The organism is Acinetobacter legionensis (genome assembly GCF_057165765.1).
Window position 1 is genome coordinate 598,833 of the sequence record NZ_CM169896.1, and the last position, 21,928, is coordinate 620,760.

The 21,928-nt window shown below is 39.3% G+C and carries 21 protein-coding genes; 16 read left to right on the forward strand and 5 right to left on the reverse strand.

All coding sequences use genetic code 11. From position 1 onward, the window contains the following. Positions 1-46 precede the first annotated feature (46 nt). The 6 genes from AC2G3J_RS02875 to AC2G3J_RS02900 all read left to right on the forward strand — a co-directional run bounded on the left by AC2G3J_RS02875 (position 47) and on the right by AC2G3J_RS02900 (position 7,537). The gene (locus tag AC2G3J_RS02875) at positions 47-958 is read left to right on the forward strand and encodes an SDR family oxidoreductase (protein ID WP_483770632.1); all 912 of its coding nucleotides are present in this window, start codon (positions 47-49) and stop codon (positions 956-958) included. Next, positions 955-2,568, forward strand: coding sequence for an acyl-CoA carboxylase subunit beta (locus AC2G3J_RS02880; protein ID WP_483770633.1), 1,614 nt, complete (start codon positions 955-957; stop codon positions 2,566-2,568). Before AC2G3J_RS02875 ends, AC2G3J_RS02880 begins: the two co-directional genes overlap by 4 nt. A 105-nt stretch (positions 2,569-2,673) precedes the next feature. Next, positions 2,674-3,831, forward strand: coding sequence for an acyl-CoA dehydrogenase family protein (locus AC2G3J_RS02885; RefSeq protein WP_004817872.1), 1,158 nt, complete (start codon positions 2,674-2,676; stop codon positions 3,829-3,831). Between the two features lie 14 nt (positions 3,832-3,845). Next, entirely contained in the window at positions 3,846-4,679 is an 834-nt protein-coding gene (locus AC2G3J_RS02890) for an enoyl-CoA hydratase/isomerase family protein (RefSeq protein WP_483770634.1), read from the forward strand. A gap of 94 nt (positions 4,680-4,773) precedes the next feature. Further along, positions 4,774-6,714, forward strand: coding sequence for an acetyl/propionyl/methylcrotonyl-CoA carboxylase subunit alpha (locus AC2G3J_RS02895; RefSeq protein ID WP_483770635.1), 1,941 nt, complete (start codon positions 4,774-4,776; stop codon positions 6,712-6,714). Positions 6,715-6,871: 157 nt separating this feature from the next. Next, positions 6,872-7,537: an RluA family pseudouridine synthase gene (locus AC2G3J_RS02900; protein ID WP_336954310.1), complete on the forward strand. Its 666-nt coding sequence runs from the start codon at positions 6,872-6,874 to the stop codon at positions 7,535-7,537. 58 nt (positions 7,538-7,595) lie between these two features. Here the strand turns inward: AC2G3J_RS02900 and AC2G3J_RS02905 are convergent, their stop codons facing one another. Both AC2G3J_RS02905 and trhA read right to left on the reverse strand, forming a co-directional pair. Next, positions 7,596-8,906, reverse strand: a complete 1,311-nt coding sequence (locus AC2G3J_RS02905; RefSeq protein ID WP_004817867.1) for an MFS transporter — start codon at positions 8,904-8,906, stop codon at positions 7,596-7,598. A 137-nt stretch (positions 8,907-9,043) separates the two neighbouring features. Continuing rightward, positions 9,044-9,688 carry a PAQR family membrane homeostasis protein TrhA gene (trhA, locus tag AC2G3J_RS02910; protein ID WP_151957606.1) on the reverse strand — a complete coding sequence of 215 codons (645 nt, stop codon included), beginning with the start codon at positions 9,686-9,688 and terminating at the stop codon, positions 9,044-9,046. A 101-nt stretch (positions 9,689-9,789) separates the two neighbouring features. Between trhA and AC2G3J_RS02915 the strand changes: the two genes are divergently transcribed. After that, on the forward strand, positions 9,790-11,040 hold the full coding sequence (locus AC2G3J_RS02915) for a class I SAM-dependent methyltransferase (protein ID WP_419360629.1): 1,251 nt from the start codon (positions 9,790-9,792) through the stop codon (positions 11,038-11,040). Positions 11,041-11,105: 65 nt separating this feature from the next. Here AC2G3J_RS02915 and AC2G3J_RS02920 read toward each other — a convergent pair whose 3' ends face one another. Then, positions 11,106-11,792, reverse strand: a complete 687-nt coding sequence (locus AC2G3J_RS02920; protein WP_419360631.1) for a hypothetical protein — start codon at positions 11,790-11,792, stop codon at positions 11,106-11,108. Between the two features lie 114 nt (positions 11,793-11,906). On the opposite strand from AC2G3J_RS02920, the gene AC2G3J_RS02925 reads away from it, so the two are divergent. The 5 genes from AC2G3J_RS02925 (at position 11,907) to AC2G3J_RS02945 (ending at position 15,104) form a co-directional block, all read left to right on the forward strand. After that, positions 11,907-12,338 (forward strand): GNAT family N-acetyltransferase, encoded by a 432-nt coding sequence (locus AC2G3J_RS02925; protein WP_483770636.1) that lies wholly within the window; start codon positions 11,907-11,909, stop codon positions 12,336-12,338. A gap of 63 nt (positions 12,339-12,401) precedes the next feature. Then, the gene (locus AC2G3J_RS02930; protein ID WP_336954317.1) at positions 12,402-13,310 is read left to right on the forward strand and encodes a pyridoxal-phosphate dependent enzyme; all 909 of its coding nucleotides are present in this window, start codon (positions 12,402-12,404) and stop codon (positions 13,308-13,310) included. A 76-nt stretch (positions 13,311-13,386) separates the two neighbouring features. Then, a complete protein-coding gene (locus AC2G3J_RS02935; RefSeq protein ID WP_419360636.1) occupies positions 13,387-14,046 on the forward strand; it encodes an HAD family hydrolase in 660 nt (219 codons plus the stop codon). Then, entirely contained in the window at positions 14,043-14,726 is a 684-nt protein-coding gene (locus AC2G3J_RS02940; protein WP_336954319.1) for a hypothetical protein, read from the forward strand. Before AC2G3J_RS02935 ends, AC2G3J_RS02940 begins: the two co-directional genes overlap by 4 nt. Next, complete coding sequence (locus AC2G3J_RS02945; protein ID WP_336954320.1) at positions 14,727-15,104, forward strand: hypothetical protein; 378 nt, start codon at positions 14,727-14,729, stop codon at positions 15,102-15,104. A gap of 19 nt (positions 15,105-15,123) precedes the next feature. On the opposite strand, the gene AC2G3J_RS02950 is transcribed toward AC2G3J_RS02945, so the two are convergent. After that, positions 15,124-15,987, reverse strand: a complete 864-nt coding sequence (locus tag AC2G3J_RS02950; RefSeq protein WP_419360683.1) for a patatin-like phospholipase family protein — start codon at positions 15,985-15,987, stop codon at positions 15,124-15,126. 7 nt (positions 15,988-15,994) lie between these two features. Next, a complete protein-coding gene (locus AC2G3J_RS02955; RefSeq protein ID WP_483770637.1) occupies positions 15,995-16,261 on the reverse strand; it encodes a hypothetical protein in 267 nt (88 codons plus the stop codon). A 425-nt stretch (positions 16,262-16,686) separates the two neighbouring features. Here AC2G3J_RS02955 and AC2G3J_RS02960 point away from each other — a divergent pair, with 425 nt between their 5' ends. From AC2G3J_RS02960 to AC2G3J_RS02975, 4 genes are read left to right on the forward strand one after another with little or no spacing between them, the layout of a single operon-like run. Further along, complete coding sequence (locus AC2G3J_RS02960; RefSeq protein ID WP_483770638.1) at positions 16,687-19,323, forward strand: type VI secretion system Vgr family protein; 2,637 nt, start codon at positions 16,687-16,689, stop codon at positions 19,321-19,323. Position 19,324: 1 nt separating this feature from the next. Beyond that, positions 19,325-19,873, forward strand: coding sequence for a DUF4123 domain-containing protein (locus tag AC2G3J_RS02965; RefSeq protein ID WP_483770639.1), 549 nt, complete (start codon positions 19,325-19,327; stop codon positions 19,871-19,873). Further along, complete coding sequence (locus tag AC2G3J_RS02970; protein ID WP_483770640.1) at positions 19,873-20,478, forward strand: hypothetical protein; 606 nt, start codon at positions 19,873-19,875, stop codon at positions 20,476-20,478. The genes AC2G3J_RS02965 and AC2G3J_RS02970 overlap by 1 nt, the downstream gene beginning before the upstream one ends. A gap of 51 nt (positions 20,479-20,529) precedes the next feature. Continuing rightward, entirely contained in the window at positions 20,530-21,921 is a 1,392-nt protein-coding gene (locus tag AC2G3J_RS02975; protein ID WP_483770641.1) for a zinc metalloprotease, read from the forward strand. The last annotated feature ends 7 nt before the right edge of the window (positions 21,922-21,928 follow it).

Genomic DNA, 21,928 nt, shown 5'->3' on the forward strand with positions numbered 1-21,928 from the left:
GGAGTGGTATTTAAGCAAGTTAAACGACAACAATTTGGATATAAAAATGCATTATCACTCAATATTTAGATCGGATGCTTTTCAGGGCCAAGTCATCATTGTGACCGGTGGTGGTTCGGGTATAGGACGCTGTACTGCTCATGAACTGGCTGCTTTAGGGGCTCAAGTGGTGATTACAGGGCGGAAAATTGAAAAGCTGGAAAATGTCAGCAAAGAAATCATCGAAGATGGTGGCAAAGTTCATTTTATCGTTTGTGATAATCGCGAAGAACAAAACGTGAAAGAGATGATTGCTGAAGTGATTGAAAAATTTGGCAGACTCGATGGCCTTGTCAATAATGCTGGCGGTCAGTTTCCCTCAAATTTAGAAGGGATTTCTGCCAATGGTTTTGATGCAGTGGTGCGGAACAACCTGCATGCGACCTTCTATTTAATGAAAGAAGCCTATAACCAATGGATGGCAAAACATGGTGGCAGTATTGTCAATATGGCAGCTGATATGTGGGGTGGCATGCCGGGGATGGGACACTCTGGTGCAGCCCGTGCTGGGGTAGATAATTTAACCAAAACAGCAGCGGTGGAGTGGGGACGTTCTGGCGTACGTGTTAATTGTGTTGCACCTGGCTGGGTTGTTTCTTCAGGAATGGATAATTATACCGGTGATTTTGCCAAATTTATTATCCCAAGTTTGGCGGGAAATGTGCCATTGAAACGGATGGGCACGGAATCTGAAATTTCTTCTGCCATTTGTTATTTACTTTCAGAAGCCGCAGGTTTTATTTCTGGCATGACGATTCGTATTGATGGTGCTGCATCCTTAGGTACTCGAATGTACCCATTGGCAGATGCTTCAAATAGTGAGTCGTTTAATGGCTTCCATCGTGCCTTTATTCCAGATGTATTAAAACAACAATTGAGTGATCAAACCAATAACCAACAGACAGGGGAAAACTCATGACTGTTCTCCAATCCGAAATTACAGTTGGTAGTGAGCAATTTGAACAGAACAAGCAGGCATTACTTGCTCAAATTGCCGAAGTGCGTGCAGTACAAAATAAGAATATTGAAAAATCTTATGCAGCCAAACCTAAGTTTGACAAGAAAGGTAAAATTTTACCGCATGAACGTGTCCGTTTAGCCCTTGATGCTGATTCGCCATTTGTTGAACTGTGTGGCTTGGTGGGTTATGCCATGCATGATGACAAAGATGGGTCAGATGCAGGTGGTGGGATTATTTCAGGGATCGGTTTTGTCAGCGGTGTTCGTTGTCTGATTTCAGCAAGTAACAGTGCAATCAAAGGCGGAACAATGTCACCGATGGGGGTACAAAAAACCTTACGTTTGCAGGCGATTGCTTTTGAACAAAAATTACCGATGTTGACTCTCACTGAAAGTGGGGGTGCCAACTTAAATTACGCAGCTGAAGTATTTACTTATGGTGGAATGACCTTTGCCAATCAGGCACGACTGTCTGCCGCAGGTTTACCCCAAGTCTCTGTGGTACATGGCAATGCAACAGCGGGTGGAGCGTATCAACCGGGTCTATCTGATTATGTGATTGCAGTTCGTAAGCAAACTGAGATGTTACTCGCAGGGCCACCTTTACTTTTGGCGGCAACCGGAGAAGTGGCAACAGCAGAGGAACTCGGTGGTGCAGAGATGCATGCACAGGTTGCTGGAACAGCCGAATTCTTAGCCGAGAATGATGCTGATGGGATTCGTATTGCCCGTGAGGTTTTTGAGCATCTTAACTGGAAAGAGCAAACTCAAAAGTTAAACTTAAGCTATAAAGAGCCACGTTATCCTGCCGAGGAGCTGTTAGGGATCATTCCTGCAAGTCCGAAGCAGCCTTTTGACATGAAAGATGTGATTGCACGAATTGTTGATGACTCTGAATTCTTTGAAGTAAAACAAGAATATGATGCATTGACCGTGTGTGGCTGGGCAAAAATTGGTGGATTACATATCGGAATTATCACCAACAACGGACCGATTACCCCACAAGGCGCCACCAAAGCTACACAGTTCATTCACCTCTGTGAACAGACCAAACGCCCATTACTTTTTTTACATAACACCACAGGCTTTATGGTCGGAACTGATGCTGAACAGAACGGCATTATTAAGCATGGTTCGAAATTGATTCAGGCCGTTGCCAATACCACTGTGCCGAAAATTTCTATCGTTGTGGCAGGTTCCTATGGTGCGGGCAATTACGCGATGTGTGGACGTCCATTGTCACCGCAATTTATTTTTGCATGGCCAAACTCGCATGTGGCGGTGATGGGTTCAGCTCAGGCAGGCAAGGTATTACGTATCGTAGCGGAAGGAAAGCAAAAAGCTTCAGGGATGGAGCCTAACGAGCAGATGCTGGATTTCTTAGAGCAAAGTACAGCAGCAAAATTAGAACAGCAGTCAACCGCCTTATTTAATACGGCCATGTTGCATGATGATGGAATTATCGACCCGCGTGATACACGCAAAGTCCTGATCTTCTTATTAGAAACAATTTATGAAGCAGAACATCGCAAACTAAATCCAATACGATTTGGTGTATCGAGGCTTTAAAAGTACTCACCCTTGCGAAACTCATTATTCCTCATCTTTTAAAAGTGAGGTGTTCTCCGCTTTATTAAAGCGAGTGAGAGAAGATTAAATTTAAGGAAAAAAACAATGAAATTTACCACAGAGCATGAAGCACTACGCCGTACTACACGTCAGTTTGTTGAGACTGAACTCAATCCTTATATTCCGACATGGGAAGCTGAAGGGCGATTTCCTATTCATGATGTGTTTAAAAAACTGTCGGATTTAGGTTTGCTGGGGATTTGTAAGCCTGAAGAAAATGGCGGATTAGGCTTAGATTATTCTTATAACCTTGTGGTTGCAGAAGAGTTAGGACGGGCCGCCTGTGGTGGAGTACCTTTGGCGATTGGTGTGCAAACGGATATGGCAACACCAGCTTTGGCCCGCTTTGGTAGTCAAGAATTACGAGATGAATTTTTAACACCTGCAATTGCGGGTGAATATGTTGCTTCGATTGCTGTATCGGAAGTACATGCAGGATCAGATGTCGCAGCCATCAAAACAACCGCAAAAAAACAGGGTGATGATTATGTGATTAATGGCAGCAAAATGTGGATTACCAATTCACTTCAAGCTGACTTTTTTTGCTTATTGGCCAATACCTCTGATGATAAACCGCATGTCAATAAGTCCATGATTATTGTTCCTGCAAAATCCGCTGGCATCTCTTTCTCTGAACCGCTTAATAAATTGGGAATGCGTTCAACCACGACAGCAGAAGTCTATTTTGACAATGTTCGTGTACCACAACGCTACTTGGTGGGTGCAGAAGGTATGGGCTTTATGATGCAAATGATGCAGTTCCAAGAAGAACGAATGTGGGCGGCTGCCAATGCAATTGGTGGTTTGGAAAATGTGATTCAACAAACCATTCAATATACCAAAGAACGAAGCACCTTTGGACAACCATTGATTAACAACCAATATGTACATTTTCGTTTTGCGGAGTTGATGACCGAAGTGGAAGCTTTACGTGCCTTAACCTATCGTGCTTGTGAAATCCACATTGACGGCGGGAATGCAACAGAAATTGCCTCTATGGCAAAACTTAAAGCAGGTCGTTTGACGCGAGAAGTTGCAGACAGTTGCTTACAGTTCTGGGGTGGAAATGGTTTTATGTGGGATAACCCCGCTTCTCAGCTGTACCGTGATGGCCGTTTAGGTTCGATTGGTGGCGGTGCAGATGAAATTATGCTTGGAATTATTTGTAAGTTGATGGATATTCTTCCATCTAAACGTCAATAACAAGGAGAATAAATATGGCACTTTCGCAATCTCTAACAATACAACAATTTGATCGCAGTATTGAGCTTGAGCAAGAGGGCAGCATTTTAACCCTATGGCTCAATCGACCTGAGAGTCGCAATGCCATGAGTTTGAATATGGTCAAAGCGATTCAACAGGTGTTTAAAACGATTCAAGATGACATCTCCATTCGTGCAGTCATTTTACGTGGTAAAGATGGACATTTTTGCGCAGGCGGTGACATTAAAGATATGGCACAACTGCGTGGTGAGGCTACCAGTGTTGGTTCTAATCAGCCTTATGTTGATTTCAATCGTCAATTTGGATATATGCTGGAGCAAGTGGATCAAGCACCACAAACCGTTGTTGCGGTTTTAGAAGGTGCGGTGTTGGGTGGTGGTTTTGGCTTGGCCTGTGTTTCAGATATTGCAATTAGTCTTGCCGATGCCAAATTTGGTTTACCTGAAACAGGATTAGGGGTTATTCCCGCCCAGATTGCCCCATTTGTGGTAAAGCGAATTGGCTTAACTCAAGCGCGCCGTTTGGCTTTACTTGGCGCACGTTTTGAGGGGCATACTGCATTGAAAGTTGGTGTTGTACATGAAGTGGTTGAGAATGAAAAAGCACTGGAAGTTTTATTGATCGAAACCATTCAGCAGATTAAACGTACTGCCCCACAAGCATCTCGTGTGACCAAAGCTTTATTGCACCGTACTTTAAATGAAGCTTTGACGCCTTTATTGGATGATGCCGCACAACAATTTGCCAATGCTGTGGGTGGTGAAGAAGGCATAGAAGGCACAATGGCCTTTATCCAAAAGCGTCATCCAAATTGGTTTGATGCATAAGTCTAACAATGCGGATCACTGATCTTGATTGAGATCGGTGTGATTCAACCAAGATAATCAAGTGAATATAAAACCAAAAATAGGGAAAACGAGAATGGCATTTTCAAAAATATTGGTGGCGAATCGTGGTGAAATTGCTGTTCGCGTGATGAAAACAGCAAAAGCAATGGGCTATCAGACTGTGGCTGTCTATTCAGATGCAGATCGTTATGCACGTCATGTACAGCTTGCAGATGAGGCTGTATATATTGGTGCTTCAAAAGTTTCAGCGTCTTATTTATCTATTCAGAATATTATCGATGCATGTAAAAAAACGGGAGCTGATGCTGTTCATCCCGGTTATGGCTTCCTTTCTGAAAATACCGATTTTGCAGCAGCTTGTGCGAAAAATGGAATTACCTTTATTGGCCCACCTGCACCTGCAATTGAATTGATGGGCAGTAAACGCCTGTCAAAAATTGCCATGATTCAGGCGGGTGTACCATGTGTACCAGGCTATGAAGGTGATCAGCAAGATATAGAGTATTTAGAACAACAAGCCAATAAAATTGGTTATCCACTGATGGTCAAAGCTTCAGCAGGCGGTGGTGGGCGCGGTATGCGTCTGGTACAGCAATCTGCTGATATTGTTGAAGCCTTAAAAACAGCGCGCTCTGAAGCAGAAAATGCCTTTGGTTCAGGTGAGCTGATTCTTGAAAAAGCTGTGATTGCTCCACGCCATGTTGAGATACAGGTATTTGGCGATACCCACGGCAATTATGTGTATTTATTTGAGCGTGATTGTTCGATACAGCGTCGTCATCAAAAAGTGGTTGAGGAAGCTCCATGCCCAGTGATGACTGAAAACTTACGCCAACAAATGGGTGAGGCTGCTGTTGCAGCAGCGAAATCATGTGATTATGTCGGTGCAGGAACGGTTGAGTTTCTATTGGATCAATCAGGTGAGTTTTATTTCCTCGAAATGAATACACGTTTGCAAGTTGAGCATCCAGTAACAGAGCTGATCACGGGTTTAGATCTGGTGGAATGGCAACTGCGTGTGGCCAATGGTGAAACCTTGCCCTTACAACAATCTGAATTGACCTTGTCAGGGCATGCGATAGAAGTTCGCTTATATGCAGAAGACCCACGCCAAGACTTCTTGCCACAGACTGGTCAAATACAGCGCTGGCAAGCTGCTGATTTACCCAATGTTCGAATTGATCATGGTTTGTTGCAACAGGATGAAATTAGTCCGTTTTACGACCCAATGGTGGCAAAAGTCATTGCATATGGTCAAACCCGTCAGGATGCCATTCGGCTCTTGGCGCGTGCTGTAGATGATTGTGTATTGTTGGGGGTGAATAGTAATAAGCAGTTTTTAGTGAATTTATTAAGACACCCTATTATTGTTAAAGGAGACACCAATACTGCCTTTATTCAAGAACATTTCCAAACAGATGGCAGCTTACATAAACAGGCTTTGGGCTTAGAACACCTAGCTGTTGCTGCGGCACTGTTGACCAATGCTTCCAGTCAAAGCAGTTGGAATACCGGAATTGCGTTATCTTTACCTTTAAAACTCAAACATGATGATCAGTTATTACAGCTTTTAGTGAAACGTGATCAAAACCAAGTGAGCGTTGAAATTTGTGGGCAGACACTTGGGATCAGCATTATTGAACAGCAAGCAGAAAAATTCATTTATGAGGTGGATGGTGTACGCCGTTCGATTGACTATGTCTTAGATGGAAATCAGCTGTATTTAGATGCGGTAAATGGCAATATCAGCATTGAAAATATCACCTATGCAGCACCTGAAACTTCCGATGTCGCAGGCGATGGTCACATTCGTGCACCAATGGATGGTGCAATTATCAATATCTTGGTAAATGCGGGTGATGCCGTGACTAAAGGTCAAACTTTGTTGATTTTAGAAGCGATGAAGATTCAGCAACAGATTAAGTCTGATGTTGATGGGGTCGTGAATGAGATTATTGGGCAAGTTGGACAACAGGTAAAGAAACGTCAGTTGGTATTGAATATTCAGGCTTGATTGATCAGATCAAGCGCATTGTATAGTGACTTAAAAACTTCAATATCCTTGTGTATTGGAGTTTTTTTGATTGCTGAAAATAATAAAGCATGTACATGCTTGACAGCTTTTTAGTCTATTGTTATTTTTCGGCAATTCTTCTCAATATGCGATCCACATGCCGATTGATGATGGCTTTGTTTATCAGCCTCCTTTAGATCCACTTGACATTATTTTTGAAGATAATGACTTTGTTGCCATCAATAAACCCGCAGGGTTACTTTCAGTTCCGGGGCGTTTGCCTGAACATCACGACAGCGCTTATTTTCGAGTATTAGCAATATATCCAAATGCCAAGATTACCCATCGTTTGGATATGGCAACCTCGGGTATTCTGTTGTTCGCCAAACATCGTGATGCGGAAGTTGCAGCAAGTAAAATGTTTCAAGCGAGAACTGTTAAAAAAAATTATATTGCTTTGGTGCAAGGGCAAATCAATAGCAATGGTCGTGTGGATGTGCCTTTGATTACCGATTGGGAAAATCGTCCACGCCAGATCGTGCATTTTGAGTTAGGCAAACCCGCTCAAACTTTATTTGAATCTGTAAGCTATGATGCTGAAAAGGATGTAAGTCGAGTGCTACTTACACCGATTACAGGACGTTCTCATCAATTACGGGTGCATATGCAACATATTGGGCATCCGATTATGCGCGATAAGCTTTACCATCCTACGCCGTTTAACACCGATTTAGCGCGTATGGCATTACATGCAAGCTATTTGTCTTTTATGCAGCCTTTTAATAATCTACTGGTTGAGATTGTATCTGAGCCTGAGTTTTAGCATTTCGCTAAATCAAAAAAGCCTGCAAAATTGCAGGCTTTGATCATTGAGAGGGTGATTAAACTTGGTTGTTAACATCATCATGTTTTGTTTCACGAATGGCCAAGAATGCTAACAGTGAAAGAATGGATGCTGCTGTCAAGTAGTAACCCACCGCTTGTAAGCCATATTTGGTTGCAAGTTCAGTTGCGATCAGAGGTGCAAAAGATGCGCCTAAAATACCTGCCAAGTTAAAGGTTAATGCAGAGCCTGTATAACGTACAGAAATTGGGAAAATCTCAGACAAGACTGTACCAATTGGACCGTATGTCATTCCCATCAATGCTAAACCTACACATAAGAACAAGAATACAATCACGGTACTGCCAGACTCAAGCATGCTAGCAAATACTAAACCAAAAAGTGCAGAGGCAATACATACCCCAATAGAGGTTGCTTTACGCCCAAACTTCTCAGCAAATACAGCAGAAAGTGGAATAAACGCAGCAAAACACAGTGTTGCGACCAGTTGCATCTCTAAGAATTCTGCACGTGAGTAACCCAGTTGTTTGGTTCCCCAGTTGAGTGCAAATACTGTTGTGAGATAGAACACCACGAATGTACACACAGCAGCAATTGTGCCGAGGAAGAGCATTTTATAATGTTTGGTCACAACTTCTTTAAATGGAACATTAACTTCTTTTTGTTTGTCTAATACTTTTTGGAACGCTGGGGTTTCATGCAATTTTAAGCGAATATATAAACCCACAATCACCAATGCAGCACTTGCAAGGAATGGAATACGCCAGCCCCATTGCATAAAGTCTGCTTCAGACATCAATGCGCCAAGACCAAGGAATGAACCCGTTGCCAAGATAAAACCGATCGGTGCGCCCAGTTGTGGGAACATCCCATACCAAGCACGTTTGCCTTCAGGTGCATTTTCGGTTGCAAGCAGGACTGCGCCAGACCATTCACCACCAAGACCTAAGCCTTGACCTAAACGACAAAGTGCAAGTAATAGCGGTGCAACGATACCAATCTGTGCATAGGTTGGAAGTAGACCAATACACACTGTTGAAACACCCATGGTCAATAAAGCCGCGACGAGGGTTGCTTTACGACCAATACGATCACCTAAGTGACCAAAGATTGCTGCGCCAATAGGGCGGGCAATAAATGCGATGGCAAATGTTGCGAGTGATTGAATTGTTGCCGTCATCGGATCTGTACTTGCAGGGAAGAACAGATGCGGAAAAATGAGGACTGCAGCAGTTGCATAGATATAAAAATCGAAGAATTCGATTGTTGTACCCACAAGACTTGCGAAAAGCACACGAGTCTTTGAATTTGTTTGAATTTCTGGAGTAGCAGTAGATAATGACGCCATGGTGAACCTTACACTTTTAAAAGTAAAACGAGTCTTTAAAGCGTAATCTTTTTAAAAAAGGCGTAATTTCTTAAAAAAACAACGAGATCAACCCAAATTCACTCCATCAGGGTCACTGAATTTTGAGTGTCTATGAATTAAATGACGTAAAGATAGATTGCAAGGAAATGTGATCCTGCACCGACCAAAACAAATATATGCCAAATAGCATGAGTGTATCTTACTCTTTTTAAGGCATAAAACAATGCGCCTATTGTATATGCTAAACCACCAATGACCAATAATTTTAATGCTTCTGGTTTTAAATACTGTTGCATATCATCCATTACAAGCACGGCAAGCCAACCCATGACCAAATAAGCAATCAGTGAAATTTTTTCAAAACGATGAATGAATATTAACTTGAATAGTGTTCCAATGGCCGCGATGACCCAAAGTGCAATCAATAAATAATGTGCTTTTGCTGTTGGGATGGCAATTGCCAAAAAGGGCGTATAGGTTCCCGCAATTAAATAATAAATCGCGGTATGATCCAGCTTTTTATACCACTGGCGTTTTTTTTCATCGACAGAAAAATGATAAATCGCTGAACTGGAAAACAGTAGAATCATACTTAGACCATAGACAAGCAATCCAAAAAATTGCCATCCATGTAGATAGTTGCCTTTAATCAGCATCAAAACAGTCGCTATCGCAGCCAAAATCGCACCAAATGCATGACTCAATGCATTAATACGTTCTTCTTGTGGTGCATAGATGTGAATCAATTTATCTGTCGACATTGGACCTTATTATCCTAAAAATACAATTGTATAGTAATGGAGTTTTACCTTTAAAGTAAGACGTCTTAAAATAGGTAACTTAATTAATACGAGTTTTGATTATGTCCAATGTGGCAAGCTTATCTGTTCAGGAACAACAATTTTTTGATAGCGTACAGCAAGCTATTGATAATCAAAGCTTAGATCGTTTGATTTTAAGTCAGTATAAAGGAGAATTGGTTGATTTAGAGAAAATGACCTTTCGCGTCATTCAGCTACAGAATGAAACGGTTCTAAGCTGTCTATATCGTTATAAAACCAATGATATTACTAAAAACTATCCACTTCCCCATGCGTTAACGACAATTCAGGGGCTGGCTGAGGATTGTAAACAAGCCAATTTATTTACCGATGAGGCTGAAACGCAGCTGAAGAAAAATAAAAAGAAAGCCTTGCTGACCATCAGTAAAAATAAGCTGGATAAAACCGCTAAAAACCAACAACAAGGGCATGATCGTACAAAACATCGTTTTGTCGACCAAGAAAGCTATTTTCTCCAACCGCTCGGCATTACCGATGCCAATGCACAAATTATTCCAAGCATGGCACGTAAGTGGAAGCAGATTAACAAATTTGTTGAAATCTTTTCAGGTGCTTTAGTGCATATTCAACAGTCAGAGACTTTAGTGCATGATGGAAAAACCAAAGAGCAGGCTTTAAAAATTGTCGATTTTGGTTCAGGAAAAGGCTATTTAACGTTTGCTTTATATGATTATTTGGCAAAACAACATCAAACCCCATTTGTAACGGGTGTTGAGCTGAATGACAAAATGGTGAAATTTTGCCAAGAGGTTGCGCAAAAGTCCGATTTTAATCAATTGGATTTTTTCCAAGGTGATGTGAGAACGTATCATCCATCTCATTTGGATATTATGATCGCCTTACATGCGTGTGATGTTGCAACAGATTTTGCGATACATACAGGTATCCGTTTAAACGCTCAAATGATTATGTGTGCACCATGTTGCCATAAAGAATTACGCCCACAATTGAACAGTCCGCAAGTGCTACAACCAATGTTGCAATTCGGTATTCATGCAGGACAACAAGCTGAAATGCTGACAGATACCATGCGAGCTCTGTTGCTGAAAGCGTATGGTTATGAAACCAAAGTCTTTGAATTTGTGGCATTAGAACATACCAGTAAAAACAAAATGATTTTGGCAACCAAGCGTAAAGATTTCACTGCACCTGATCAAACAGTCTTAGATCAAATTCGTGCTTTAAAAGAGATGTATGGGATTCAAAAGCAATCCTTAGAATTATTATTGAATGATCAGTGGGACCAGCAAGACATTGGCGCTAAGTGCTAGCGCGTTGTGAGGAGAGAAAGCAGGTTTAACTGCTTTCTCTCTTGGTACTATTTAGATAAATTATTTTATTGCTGATTCATTTCATCAAGCTCAGCTTCGCTTGAGCCCGTGGTTTTTTGAGAAATAGTATCTGGAAAATATTGCGGATCATCCATTTCTGGAATCAATTGTTCACCCATTTTATGAATCAAGATATTGGTTTTTAATGTTTCTGTTGGGGCTTTAACCAGTAGTTCTGTCAGAAAGTCTGTTGCTTTAGCTGCAAATTGCGCATCACTTTCTTTGCTAGCACGTTCAGGCATTTGGACATTGTCTAAATTAAGCACAGGGACTTTACAGGTTAACGGTACTTGAAAACTTTGACTATTTTCAATAATTTTACCATCCTGTTTACAGCTTTGATATGCAACACTTTGAGCTTTCATTTGGCGTTCAAATGCTGGCGCGACAATTTTAAAATCGTTGGCATTAAATTGTTCTTTGAGTATTTCCTTCATCTTTTCAGATGCAGTGGCTTGTTTTTCGCCACTTTCATCGCGGTTTTTTTTAGCTTCAGCCTCTGAGATACCTGCAATTGCGGCACTCATTTTTAAATTAAGCTGATCTTGATTTGGGTCTTGAGAAAATAAGCCAATCATGCTTTTTGAGATAATGTTCACACGATCTAGCTCGGATGTTTTTGCATAAATACTTTGAGTCGTCAGTAAAATTGCGCTATAAATAAATACTTTAAATTTATGATTTAGAAACATAATTATTCTACAAGTTTAGTTAAGTTGGTGGAAGTGAGCGTATTGTCACTGTGCATTACATTAACATAATTGCAAGAATGAAGGATCAATTTCTCAACCATTAGGATTTAAATAATGAGTCAATTTGTCATTCAATCTGGGCCGTGGAGCCAGCTTCAACATGATGCGAAATTGATTCGAAGCATGGTTTTTATCGAAGAACAAAACATCAGTGAAGCAGATGAATGGGATGAGCAGGATGCCATTTCATTGCATTTTGTTGTATATGCGCAAGATCAAGCCATTGCTACAGCGCGGTTATTGGAAAATAACAGTATTGGTCGAGTTGCTGTGTTGCAACAATATCGAGGTGAGGGGATTGGTAAACTGCTCATGCAACATATTATTCAAGTTGCAAAACAGCAAAATAGAGCATTTCTTCAATTATCTGCTCAAGTCTATGCAATACGCTTTTATGAAAACTTAGGCTTTCAGGTACAAGGTGAAGAATATTTAGATTGTGAGATTCCACATATCGATATGGGGTTAAGTTTAAAAAATGAATGAATTGTAATAAACCAACATTGAAATAAGCCAAGATTGAAATAAACCAAGAGAATCGATTTGCCCATGCTCAGTATAAAAACCCCGTTAATACAATCTTTAGTTTTAAGCCAACTGAATCAATGTCAGGTGTGGTTAAAAATGGAAGCCTTACAACCGTCGGCATCATTTAAACAACGAAGTATTAGCCATGCCTGTCAGAAATATTTTGAACAAGGTGCCCAGCGTTTTATCAGTTCATCGGGTGGCAATGCAGGCTTAGCTGTTGCTTATACAGGTCGACAACTGGGTGTTCCAGTGACCGTCGTTGTTCCTGAAACCACAGCACAACGTGCGAGAGAATTAATTGCCCAGCAAGGGGCAGAGGTTATTGTACATGGCGCTTCATGGACTGAAGCCAATGCTTTAGCGCAGTCCTTATTAACACAGCATGATGTATTTATTCATCCTTTTGATCATCCACTGTTATGGGAAGGCATTATCCCGATGATTGATGAAGTCATTGCAGAAGGGGTTACTCCAGATGCAGTGGTCTTATCTGTGGGTGGCGGAAGTTTACTTTCAGGTGTTGCAGCAGGATTAAAGAAACATGGTTTAGCCCATATTCCAATTTATGCGGTTGAAACCCAAGGTACAGCATCCTTACATGCTTCGATTGTCGCTAAGCAACATGTTGAATTGGATCAAGTGAGTGGTATAGCAACAACACTTGCAGCAAAAAAAGTTTGTCAAAATGCATTTGAAGTGGGCCAAGAACTTGAAGTTCGTAGTTTGGTAGTTTCAGATCAAGACACTGTAGATGCTTGTTTAAAATTTGTGGATGATCATCGTATTTTGGTTGAGCCGGCATGTGGTGCAACGTTATCAGTGCTTTATGATCAGACGATTCAATTTAAACCCGCTGATCAGGTCTTGGTGATTGTATGTGGTGGCGCAGGGATTACCCTAGAAACACTACAAGCATTCAATGGATAGATCGGATTGAATAGATAATCAATGATTATAATCTATTGATCCTTTAGCAAGTCTTTTCGATTTAGAGGATGGTGAGATGATTCAAGTTATACTTTTTGATTTAGATCAAACCTTACTTGATCGCACCTCCTCCCTAAAGGCTTTTTTAAATTGGCAGGTAAATTTCTTTGAGCTGGTTGAGATACAACAGAAACCACAATTTATTCGGCGCTTTATGGAGCTGGATAACAATGGTTCTGTATGGAAAGATCAGGTGTATGCTCAACTTATTCAAGAGTTTCAAATATCTAACTATTCAACACAAGCGCTATTAGAGAATTATATTCTAGACTTTAATAAATTTTGTCGAAGCTTTAGCGATGTTGATCTGGTTATTTATAGCTTATTTAAGGCAAATTTTTCTCTTGGATTAATTTCTAATGGAAAGACACCTTTTCAGGAAGATAATTTCAAAGCCTTAGGTTTAAGTGAGTATTTTTCGAGTGTGATTGTGTCAGAAGCTGTTGGACTGCGAAAGCCTCATCCAGAAATTTTCCAATTGGCATGTCAGCAGCTCGGTGTTATTCCTCAGCACTGCGTTTTTGTTGGCGATCATGAGATAGCAGACATTCGCGGTGCAAAAGCGTTGGGTATGAAAACGATCTTATTTGATCCTCAACAAAAAGAAACATCGACACAGGCCGATCATCGTGTAAAGTCTTTTCAAGACATACTTAGTATTTTAAAAATAAAATGAAAAGATTATATAAGCACGGCATGGTAAAGTTTCAGGTTTTATTTTTATTTGGAGTTGTATCTCAATTCAGTGTATTTGCACAAGCCGAAACAGATAAACAACAACCGTTAGCCTATGAGTTGCAGGTAGAAACAAAGCCAAAAACTTATGATCCAGCGACACAGTCACGGATTCGGGTCTATCGAAAGGGTGCGACAAAAACTTTAATTCAACATTCATTTGATTGTGCAGGAAGAAAAGCTGGGATACGGGATTACTTAAGTGGAAATGGTGCATTATCTGCGCTAAAAGCGTATGCCAGAATCACCTTTAATATCGAAGAAGGGATGCCTCGTAGTGCGATTCAGAAAGAAGCTGAAAGCAATGCTATGCGAACTTACCAACTGATTTCTTATAAAGAGTTTATTTTAAATGCAGACCAACCTGTGAATTTATATGGTTTTGTATTTGGAGCGACTGATTCATCTCGGACAAAAGCACAAGTTTTTGATCAATGTGTGGATGCTGTTGCTTCGTTCAGACCACAGGCTGGACACGATTATGAAATTTTAGGTAAATATCAAAATAACCAATGCCAATTTCAAGTATTTGATCTCAAAACCAATGATCAAATCCCTATTTCTGACAAACTTTATACTTGCCCTGAAAAGTCATGGAAGTTTTGGAAAAAGGATCAGTAAATGAAAAGTGCAATACTCGGTATTTTTTTGATGATGGGTCTTATTGTGCCCAATTTGACCTGGGCATCTTATCTCAATAAATGTCTCTTAACGGTTAAAGTCTTAGAAGAAACCTCAACCATGACGATGGCAATCAATGGGCCACAAGGTGAGTTTGAAAAAAGTAAATTGACGATGTATATTAAAATATTAAAAGCTGAAAAGAATGGAAGAGCTGACAGTGGATGTCAATCACTGGTCAATCAACGCATGCGGATTACGATTGAACAGCCACCTTTGATCAGTTTAGTCAAAGGGCAAGTTGTACAAGTAGAAAGCATCACTCAGGATGCTTTTCCACAAGAAAGATATGTCACGCAATACAAGCTAAAAAACTAATTTGTGGGGAACTTCGCTTTTAGCCTTTGTGTGTGTTGCTCCAGTCTTCTATAGCTTTTTGTCCGCTTTCTAAGCCAACTTCATAGGTATATTGCAATTTGCGTTTATCTTTACATAAACGGCCTGCTAACTTTTTATTGTCAGGTGGGCAGATTTCCAAAATTCTTTGTTGAGTATTTTGGCGGATAAAATCGACTGTTTGGTTATAACGAGTACAACGGTTTTTCAGACTATCTGCAAAGCCAGTATGTTGATTAAGCAAATATTTTGCAAAGAATTGATCTGCTTTACTGCTCGCTTTAAAGTAATTTTGTGTACGCGTACGAATCACCAAGAGATTTTGAATATTTGCTTGTTGCGCTGCCCATTGAACAGGGAGGGCATCTGCGACACCACCATCAAAATAAGGCTCTCCAAAGATTTCTACAGCCTGTCGTGTTAGATAGGGAATAGAACTAGAAGCACGTAAGCCATCAATAATATTGTCTTTCCCAGCACGTAAATATTCAGGATAACCTGTACGAGCATGAGTCAAAACCATATAAAAGTCAGGATTTTGACTAAATAATGCCTGTTGATCTAGAGGATTCTCTTTCTCGACAATATTCCACATCCACTGCATATCCAGTAAATCCCCACCTTTAAAAAAGCGAGCATAACGAATAAATTCAGGTCGAAGTGAGTGGTCTAAATAGAGTTCGATATTGCGACCTTGTTGTCGAGCAAGGTAATTGGCGAGGTTTGTTGAACCAGAAGACACCCCAACAAAAAGATCAAAAGGGTTAAAATTTTGTTGTAGGAAAGCATCAAGTACACCGCAGGTAAAAGCCCCACGCATACCACCACCTTCTACGACAAGCGCATTACGTGAATCATTGATCATAGATTGTTTAGTTTGCATGTTCTGGCTGAGCTGAGTTGTGTGGCATGTTTTTCATTTCATCATTCGACATTTGCTGCGTGTCATGTGGAGGTGCTGTACCGGTATGCTCAGTCTGAGGCGTCGCTATCTGCTTATTTTGCTGACTCGGCATATAATCTGGTTCATTGGTTACAGCCATATAGAAGAATACAAGGAATAAACAGCTAAAGATTGTTGCGAAAATTACTGCTTTAGATTTCCACAACGGTTTTTTGGGAGAGTTAACATCGTTCATAGGAAAATTCCTAAAAGAATGAAATGTGTAGCTATTTTATAACATAAAGCAGTAGTAAAGTTGGCATTGCTATAAAAGACATAAATTAAATGAGGCTTATGTATATAAACCCAACATGAATTGATCAGTATTGAATACATATCAGACATAACAAGCAGGCTGAGATTAAAATTGAAATCAAGCATATAAAAAAGATTATTTTGAGCTTGATTTTAGGTGTTTGTGGAAATAAATAATGTTGATTTATTAGAAATATGTGAATATTTAAACTGCAATTTTAGTAAGATTATTTATTTAATTTTTCAACAATTAATCAAAAAATCTATTTGAATTTAAGTATTTTTAGTAAAGAAATTGTTTTTTTAAATAGAAAAATTTTAGAATTAATTTATAATAGAGGCAATTAAAATGAATAAATTATTAAAATGAACAGCTTAGTAAATAGCATTTATAAAATATTGGATCAGCTTGGACTAAACGCACAAAAACGAGCTTTGCATATCCAATTTAGCAATACAGACTTAAACAACCAAGTCTTCTTACAACGCATCGATGGACAACATGGTCTAAACCAAGGCGTGTCTATTGAACTGATTTGCCTTGCCACTTCGGCTGTGATTCCACTTAAACAATTTATCGGTAGCCAAGTGGCGATTGATCAAGTCACAGATCATGGACAACTGTTTCGTAGCACAGGGGTGATTACCGAAGCAGCACAAGGGCAAAGTGATGGTGCGCTGACGCTATATAAACTCAAACTCGAAGATGGCACTTCACTGTGGCATAAACGCCGTAATAGCCGAGTGTTTATGAACAAGTCGGTTGTGCAAGTGATAGAAACGCTGTTTAAAGAATGGCAAGACAAAAGCCCCCTCTTTGCATCGAGTCTAAGCCTTGATAAAAGTGGACTGAAAAAAGATTACGATATCCGCCCATTCATTATGCAGAGTAACGAAAGTGACTATGCATTTTTAACCCGCTTGATGCGCAGTGAAGGGATCAACTGGCTGATTGATGAGGCGCAATTGATTGTGCCTAGTTCTGCGACTCAAATTCAACCACAAAAACTGCGTTTAGTGGATGACAACAGCGAATACAAAGCGCTAGAACGAAGAAAAATTCGTTTCCATCTTAGCAGTGCCGCAGAGCAACAAGACAGCATCACCAGCTTTATCGGGCAACGCAGCTTACAACCCACTGCTGTCCATGTACAACGCTGGCAAGCAGATGTGTTAGAACAAGAAGAAGGTGCAGGCAGTGTTCAAAGTAAACATCAACATAGCCAAAACCAAAACAATGCCAGTCTTGGTTTAGAACAAGCTTGGCATATCAGTCCAGCATGGATTCAAGACCTGAATGGTGAAGATCAAGCAACCGCTTCAAATAACAATCAGATTGAAAAGATTAACCAAAACCTGAGCCATTATTACGATGCTCAATCCAAACAATTTATAGCCAATTCCACTGTACGCGATGCACAAGTGGGGTATTGGTTTGAGCTAAACGAACACCCAGAAATAGACCAACACATTGGCTCAGACAAAGAATTTCTGATCACGTCAAAGACATTCTATAACCAGAACAACTTACCCAAAGACCTGAACGAGCAAATCAATCGCTTGCTCCAACAAAGTGATTGGGTCAATTCAAATGTAGACTCAAACAACCCAGAACGCCAAGCCAATCAATTGGTACTACAACGCCGTAATATCACCACTGTTCCTGAATACCACCCACTACAACATCGTCCAAGTACCCATCCACAACGAGCCAAAGTGGTTGGGCCAAGTGGAGAAGAAATCCATGTCGATGAATGGGGACGTATTAAAGTTCGCTTCCTATTTACCCGTAATGAAGATCATAGTCATGATGGTGGTGCAGGGAGCAATGACAACGATACTGATTCCGCTTGGGTGGATGTACTGACCCCGTGGGCAGGTGAAGACTATGGTGCGCGGTTCTTACCGAGGATTGGTGAGATTGTCGTGATAGATTTCTTTGATGGCAATATTGACCGACCATTTGTGGTGGGGCGTATCCATGAAGCGCAACGAAGCCCAACGAAATTTGATGACAAAGGCCAATTGCCTGATACTAAAAAACTAGCAGGGATCAAAAGTCGAGAAGTTAAAGGCAGTGGCTATGGCCAGCTTAGATTTGATGATACCACAGACCAAATTAGCAGCCAGCTACAAAGCAGTCACGGTGCGAGTCAACTTAACCTTGGTAATCTGAGTCATCCTAAAGAAACGGATACGAGTGAAGGACGAGGCGAAGGCTTTGAACTAAGAACAGACCAATGGGGTGCAGTGCGTGCAGGGCAAGGTCTATTGCTGAGTACCCATGCTCAAGACTCAGCTTCAGGTAATCATCTTGATGCAACAGCCGCGAAAAGTCAGTTAGAAAGTAGTCTAAATAATTCCAAGGCCCTAAGTGAAGTTGCCAAGAATCAGCAAACTGATCCACTAGATGTATTGGAAAATCTCAAGCAATTTCTTGATCAAATCGAAAAAGGTGAAAAAGACAAAGCGGATGCATTTAAACAAGCTTTGATGATTTTAGCTGCACCGAATTCAATCGCATTGGCAAGTAATGAAGACTTACATCTTTCTGCGGATAAACAAATCAGTTATACCGCAGGTGACAGTATCAACCTGAGTACGCAAAAGAATTTAGTTGCACATGCACAATCAAAGATCAGTCTTTTTGCGGCACAAGAAGGTGCAAGACTTTTTGCTGGGAAAGGTAAGGTTGAGATCCAAGCACAAGGCGATGGTGCGGATTTGATTGCACGTAAAGGTATTCAAATTATTTCGACTGAAGAGATGATTGAGCTCAAGAGTCTCAAAGAAATTATTATCACATCTGGTGGCTCTCAATTAAAAATTAATGGTTCAGGTGTATTTGTGACCACGGCTGCTAAGTTCGAAGTGAAGGCAGGGCAACATAGTTTTATTGGTGGAGCAAAAGTCGATTATTCACTTCCATCATTCTATGAAAATATCTGTAAGCCTTGTTTGTTGGATGCAGCAAAGTTTGGAATGGCATTTGTTGATAAATAAAATGAAAAGAAAAATTGTTCCATTTAAAAATATAAAAAGTTGTATCGAAGATGATCGACATGATTTGAACATGTATTTAATCTTGGATGCGGCGCAAGTTTCAGATCAAACTTTGCACTTTATCAATACATGGCGAAATGACGCAAGGTTAGAGTTTTATTCATTATTTTCAGGTACAACGGAGGGCAATGCACCTTTTGAAGTTGCCCCTGTACTTGTCTTAATCAATGATTTAGAGGCGCTCGAAGAAGATGGATTTAGCTTTATTCATCAAACATGGAAAGACGAACAGGCTTTAAATCTGGTATTCAGTTCATTGGATTTGGCTCAGTTTGTTAAAAAAATGAAACGCTATCTCACAGTAGAATTTCCTGATGGTACACAAAAATTATTTAGATGGTTTGATCCAAGAATTGTTAAAAAAATTCATAAAATACTGACAGATCAACAAGAAGATGAGTTTTTTGAGGGTATTACAAAATGGATCATTTCAATTCGAAATTATCAGGATGTAGATTCTAATCAATTAATGGTATTGGAGAATGCATAATGCTCATACTCAGCCAAGAAAAATTATATGAATTAGATGTTGAGCAAAATAAAGAATTTTTATATGACCTTGTCTATGAAATTATAAAAGAAAACCCAGCCCTTAAACTGAATGGGCAATTTGATCAGCTATTAGAACCTGTCCAAAGCCTGATCAATCTATATGTTGAAAAAGGTATCAATCAAATTTATACACTCAAATATATGGTGAAGAGCCATGTTTATTTGGGAATAGATTATACAAATGATCCGCAATATCTTTGGCTCAAAAATGAAATGCAGCATTACAATATTGCGGAGCAAGTGTCCTATGTAGATGCTTTTTATACACTTTTGGAAAGCTATAAAAGTGTAGTTTTAGGACATAATTTTAAATTTGTTTTTAAAGCAATAGACCAGTTAAATCAGAGTTTTAGTCATTCCAATCTTCAAGAAAATCTTTCAATTATTTATCCAGAAAAAATAGAGTTTTTAAAACAAAAAGATTTATTGGGTTCACTTCAAGAAAATTATTCCAATGATATCCAATCATATAAAGAGTATGTATTGGGAAAAGAATTTCATCATAACGTTTTTATAAAAAATTTGATTAATTTGGAGGTTTAAGATGGATGTTGTGGTGCAAGTCCTACAGCGGGCGCTTCATGTGCAACGTGTTTGAAAAAATTTTTAGTTCATTTTCGGAGACCCTATAATTTTCAAAAAAGAACAAAAGAATATAAGGGAGAGTTTGGATTTGATTGGTTAAGAGATGAGTACATATTCCCTGTTTTTGAAATAAATAGAAAAATGCAGCCTGCGTTAATTAATAAAAATTACATTAGTGGTTTAAAGAAAGTATATATAGATGGTACACGGAAAATAACCCCTTGGGGTATAGAGTACATCCCATCTCATTTAGCAATTTTTGCAACTAAGGTAAAAGATAAAAATGCAAGTTCTAAAATTAATGTAGATGGTGCACTATTATCTATTGAACTTCACCAAGTTGTCGGGGATGATGAAGTACCTCTACAAGATGATGGTACAAAAATAATATTTGAAACTAATGAAAAATGTATAAAAATTTCTACATCAACTGGTAATGAAAAAAGTAATCGTCTGGAGTTACCAATTTCTTTTTTCATAAAAAATAGGAAAAAAACAGATTTGGTAGATCAGTCTAGGTGGAGTTACAGTACTAAAAATGCAATTAGAATATCTTGTGAAGGAGCAACAACTAAAGGTGCTCTAATTAGTGTAAAAGCAATAAAAGGGAATAATATTTTTGAAGTTGGGCAAATGAGCGTTTTTGCAAATGATAAAGTTCCAATAGCTAAAATATGCTTTGTTGATGTTAGTTTTAATCAAAATAAAGTTCAACGGCCTACAGGTACAGGATTGGAATATAGTTTAAAATATGAATCTTTTAATCAAGCACTTATACGACCTAAAATAGTAAGAGATACAATTTTTAATATAAAGGACATGTTAGATAAAAATAAAACATGGGACTTGGAAGGATTTTATAATAAATATTATGTAAATCAAACGAAAAATAGTTTAGGTAATAGTATAATTAGCAATACTTTAGATGATGAATTTAAGCACGATTTAATCTTTTTATTTCAGAAATATGCAAAAGTTAATGGTTTAATAAATTCTGATTCTAATGATGTTACATATGTTTTTTTTACAAATACACAATGTTCATATACCAAAAATGGTCAAATTTTTAATAGAAAAGGTAGTGCTATTTTTGCACCTGAAGCAGGATCTAATAGGAAAAAAGTATGGGGGAACTCAGTTGTTATTTATCATCATGGAGCAACTGAATTGGAGACTGTAGTTCATGAAATAGTTCATAGCTTTGGATTATCCCATGTATTCCAAAATGGGAAAGATATACCATATTGTTTTCATAAAGGTTTTACCGATAATTTTATGGATTATGAGGATACTGATGAAGATCCACCTAAAAAATCGCTTTATAAAGGTAATCAAATAGCTTTATTTAGGCATCAATGGTTACTTATGCGTAACGATAGAAGCTTAGATTACAATGGATAAAGATATT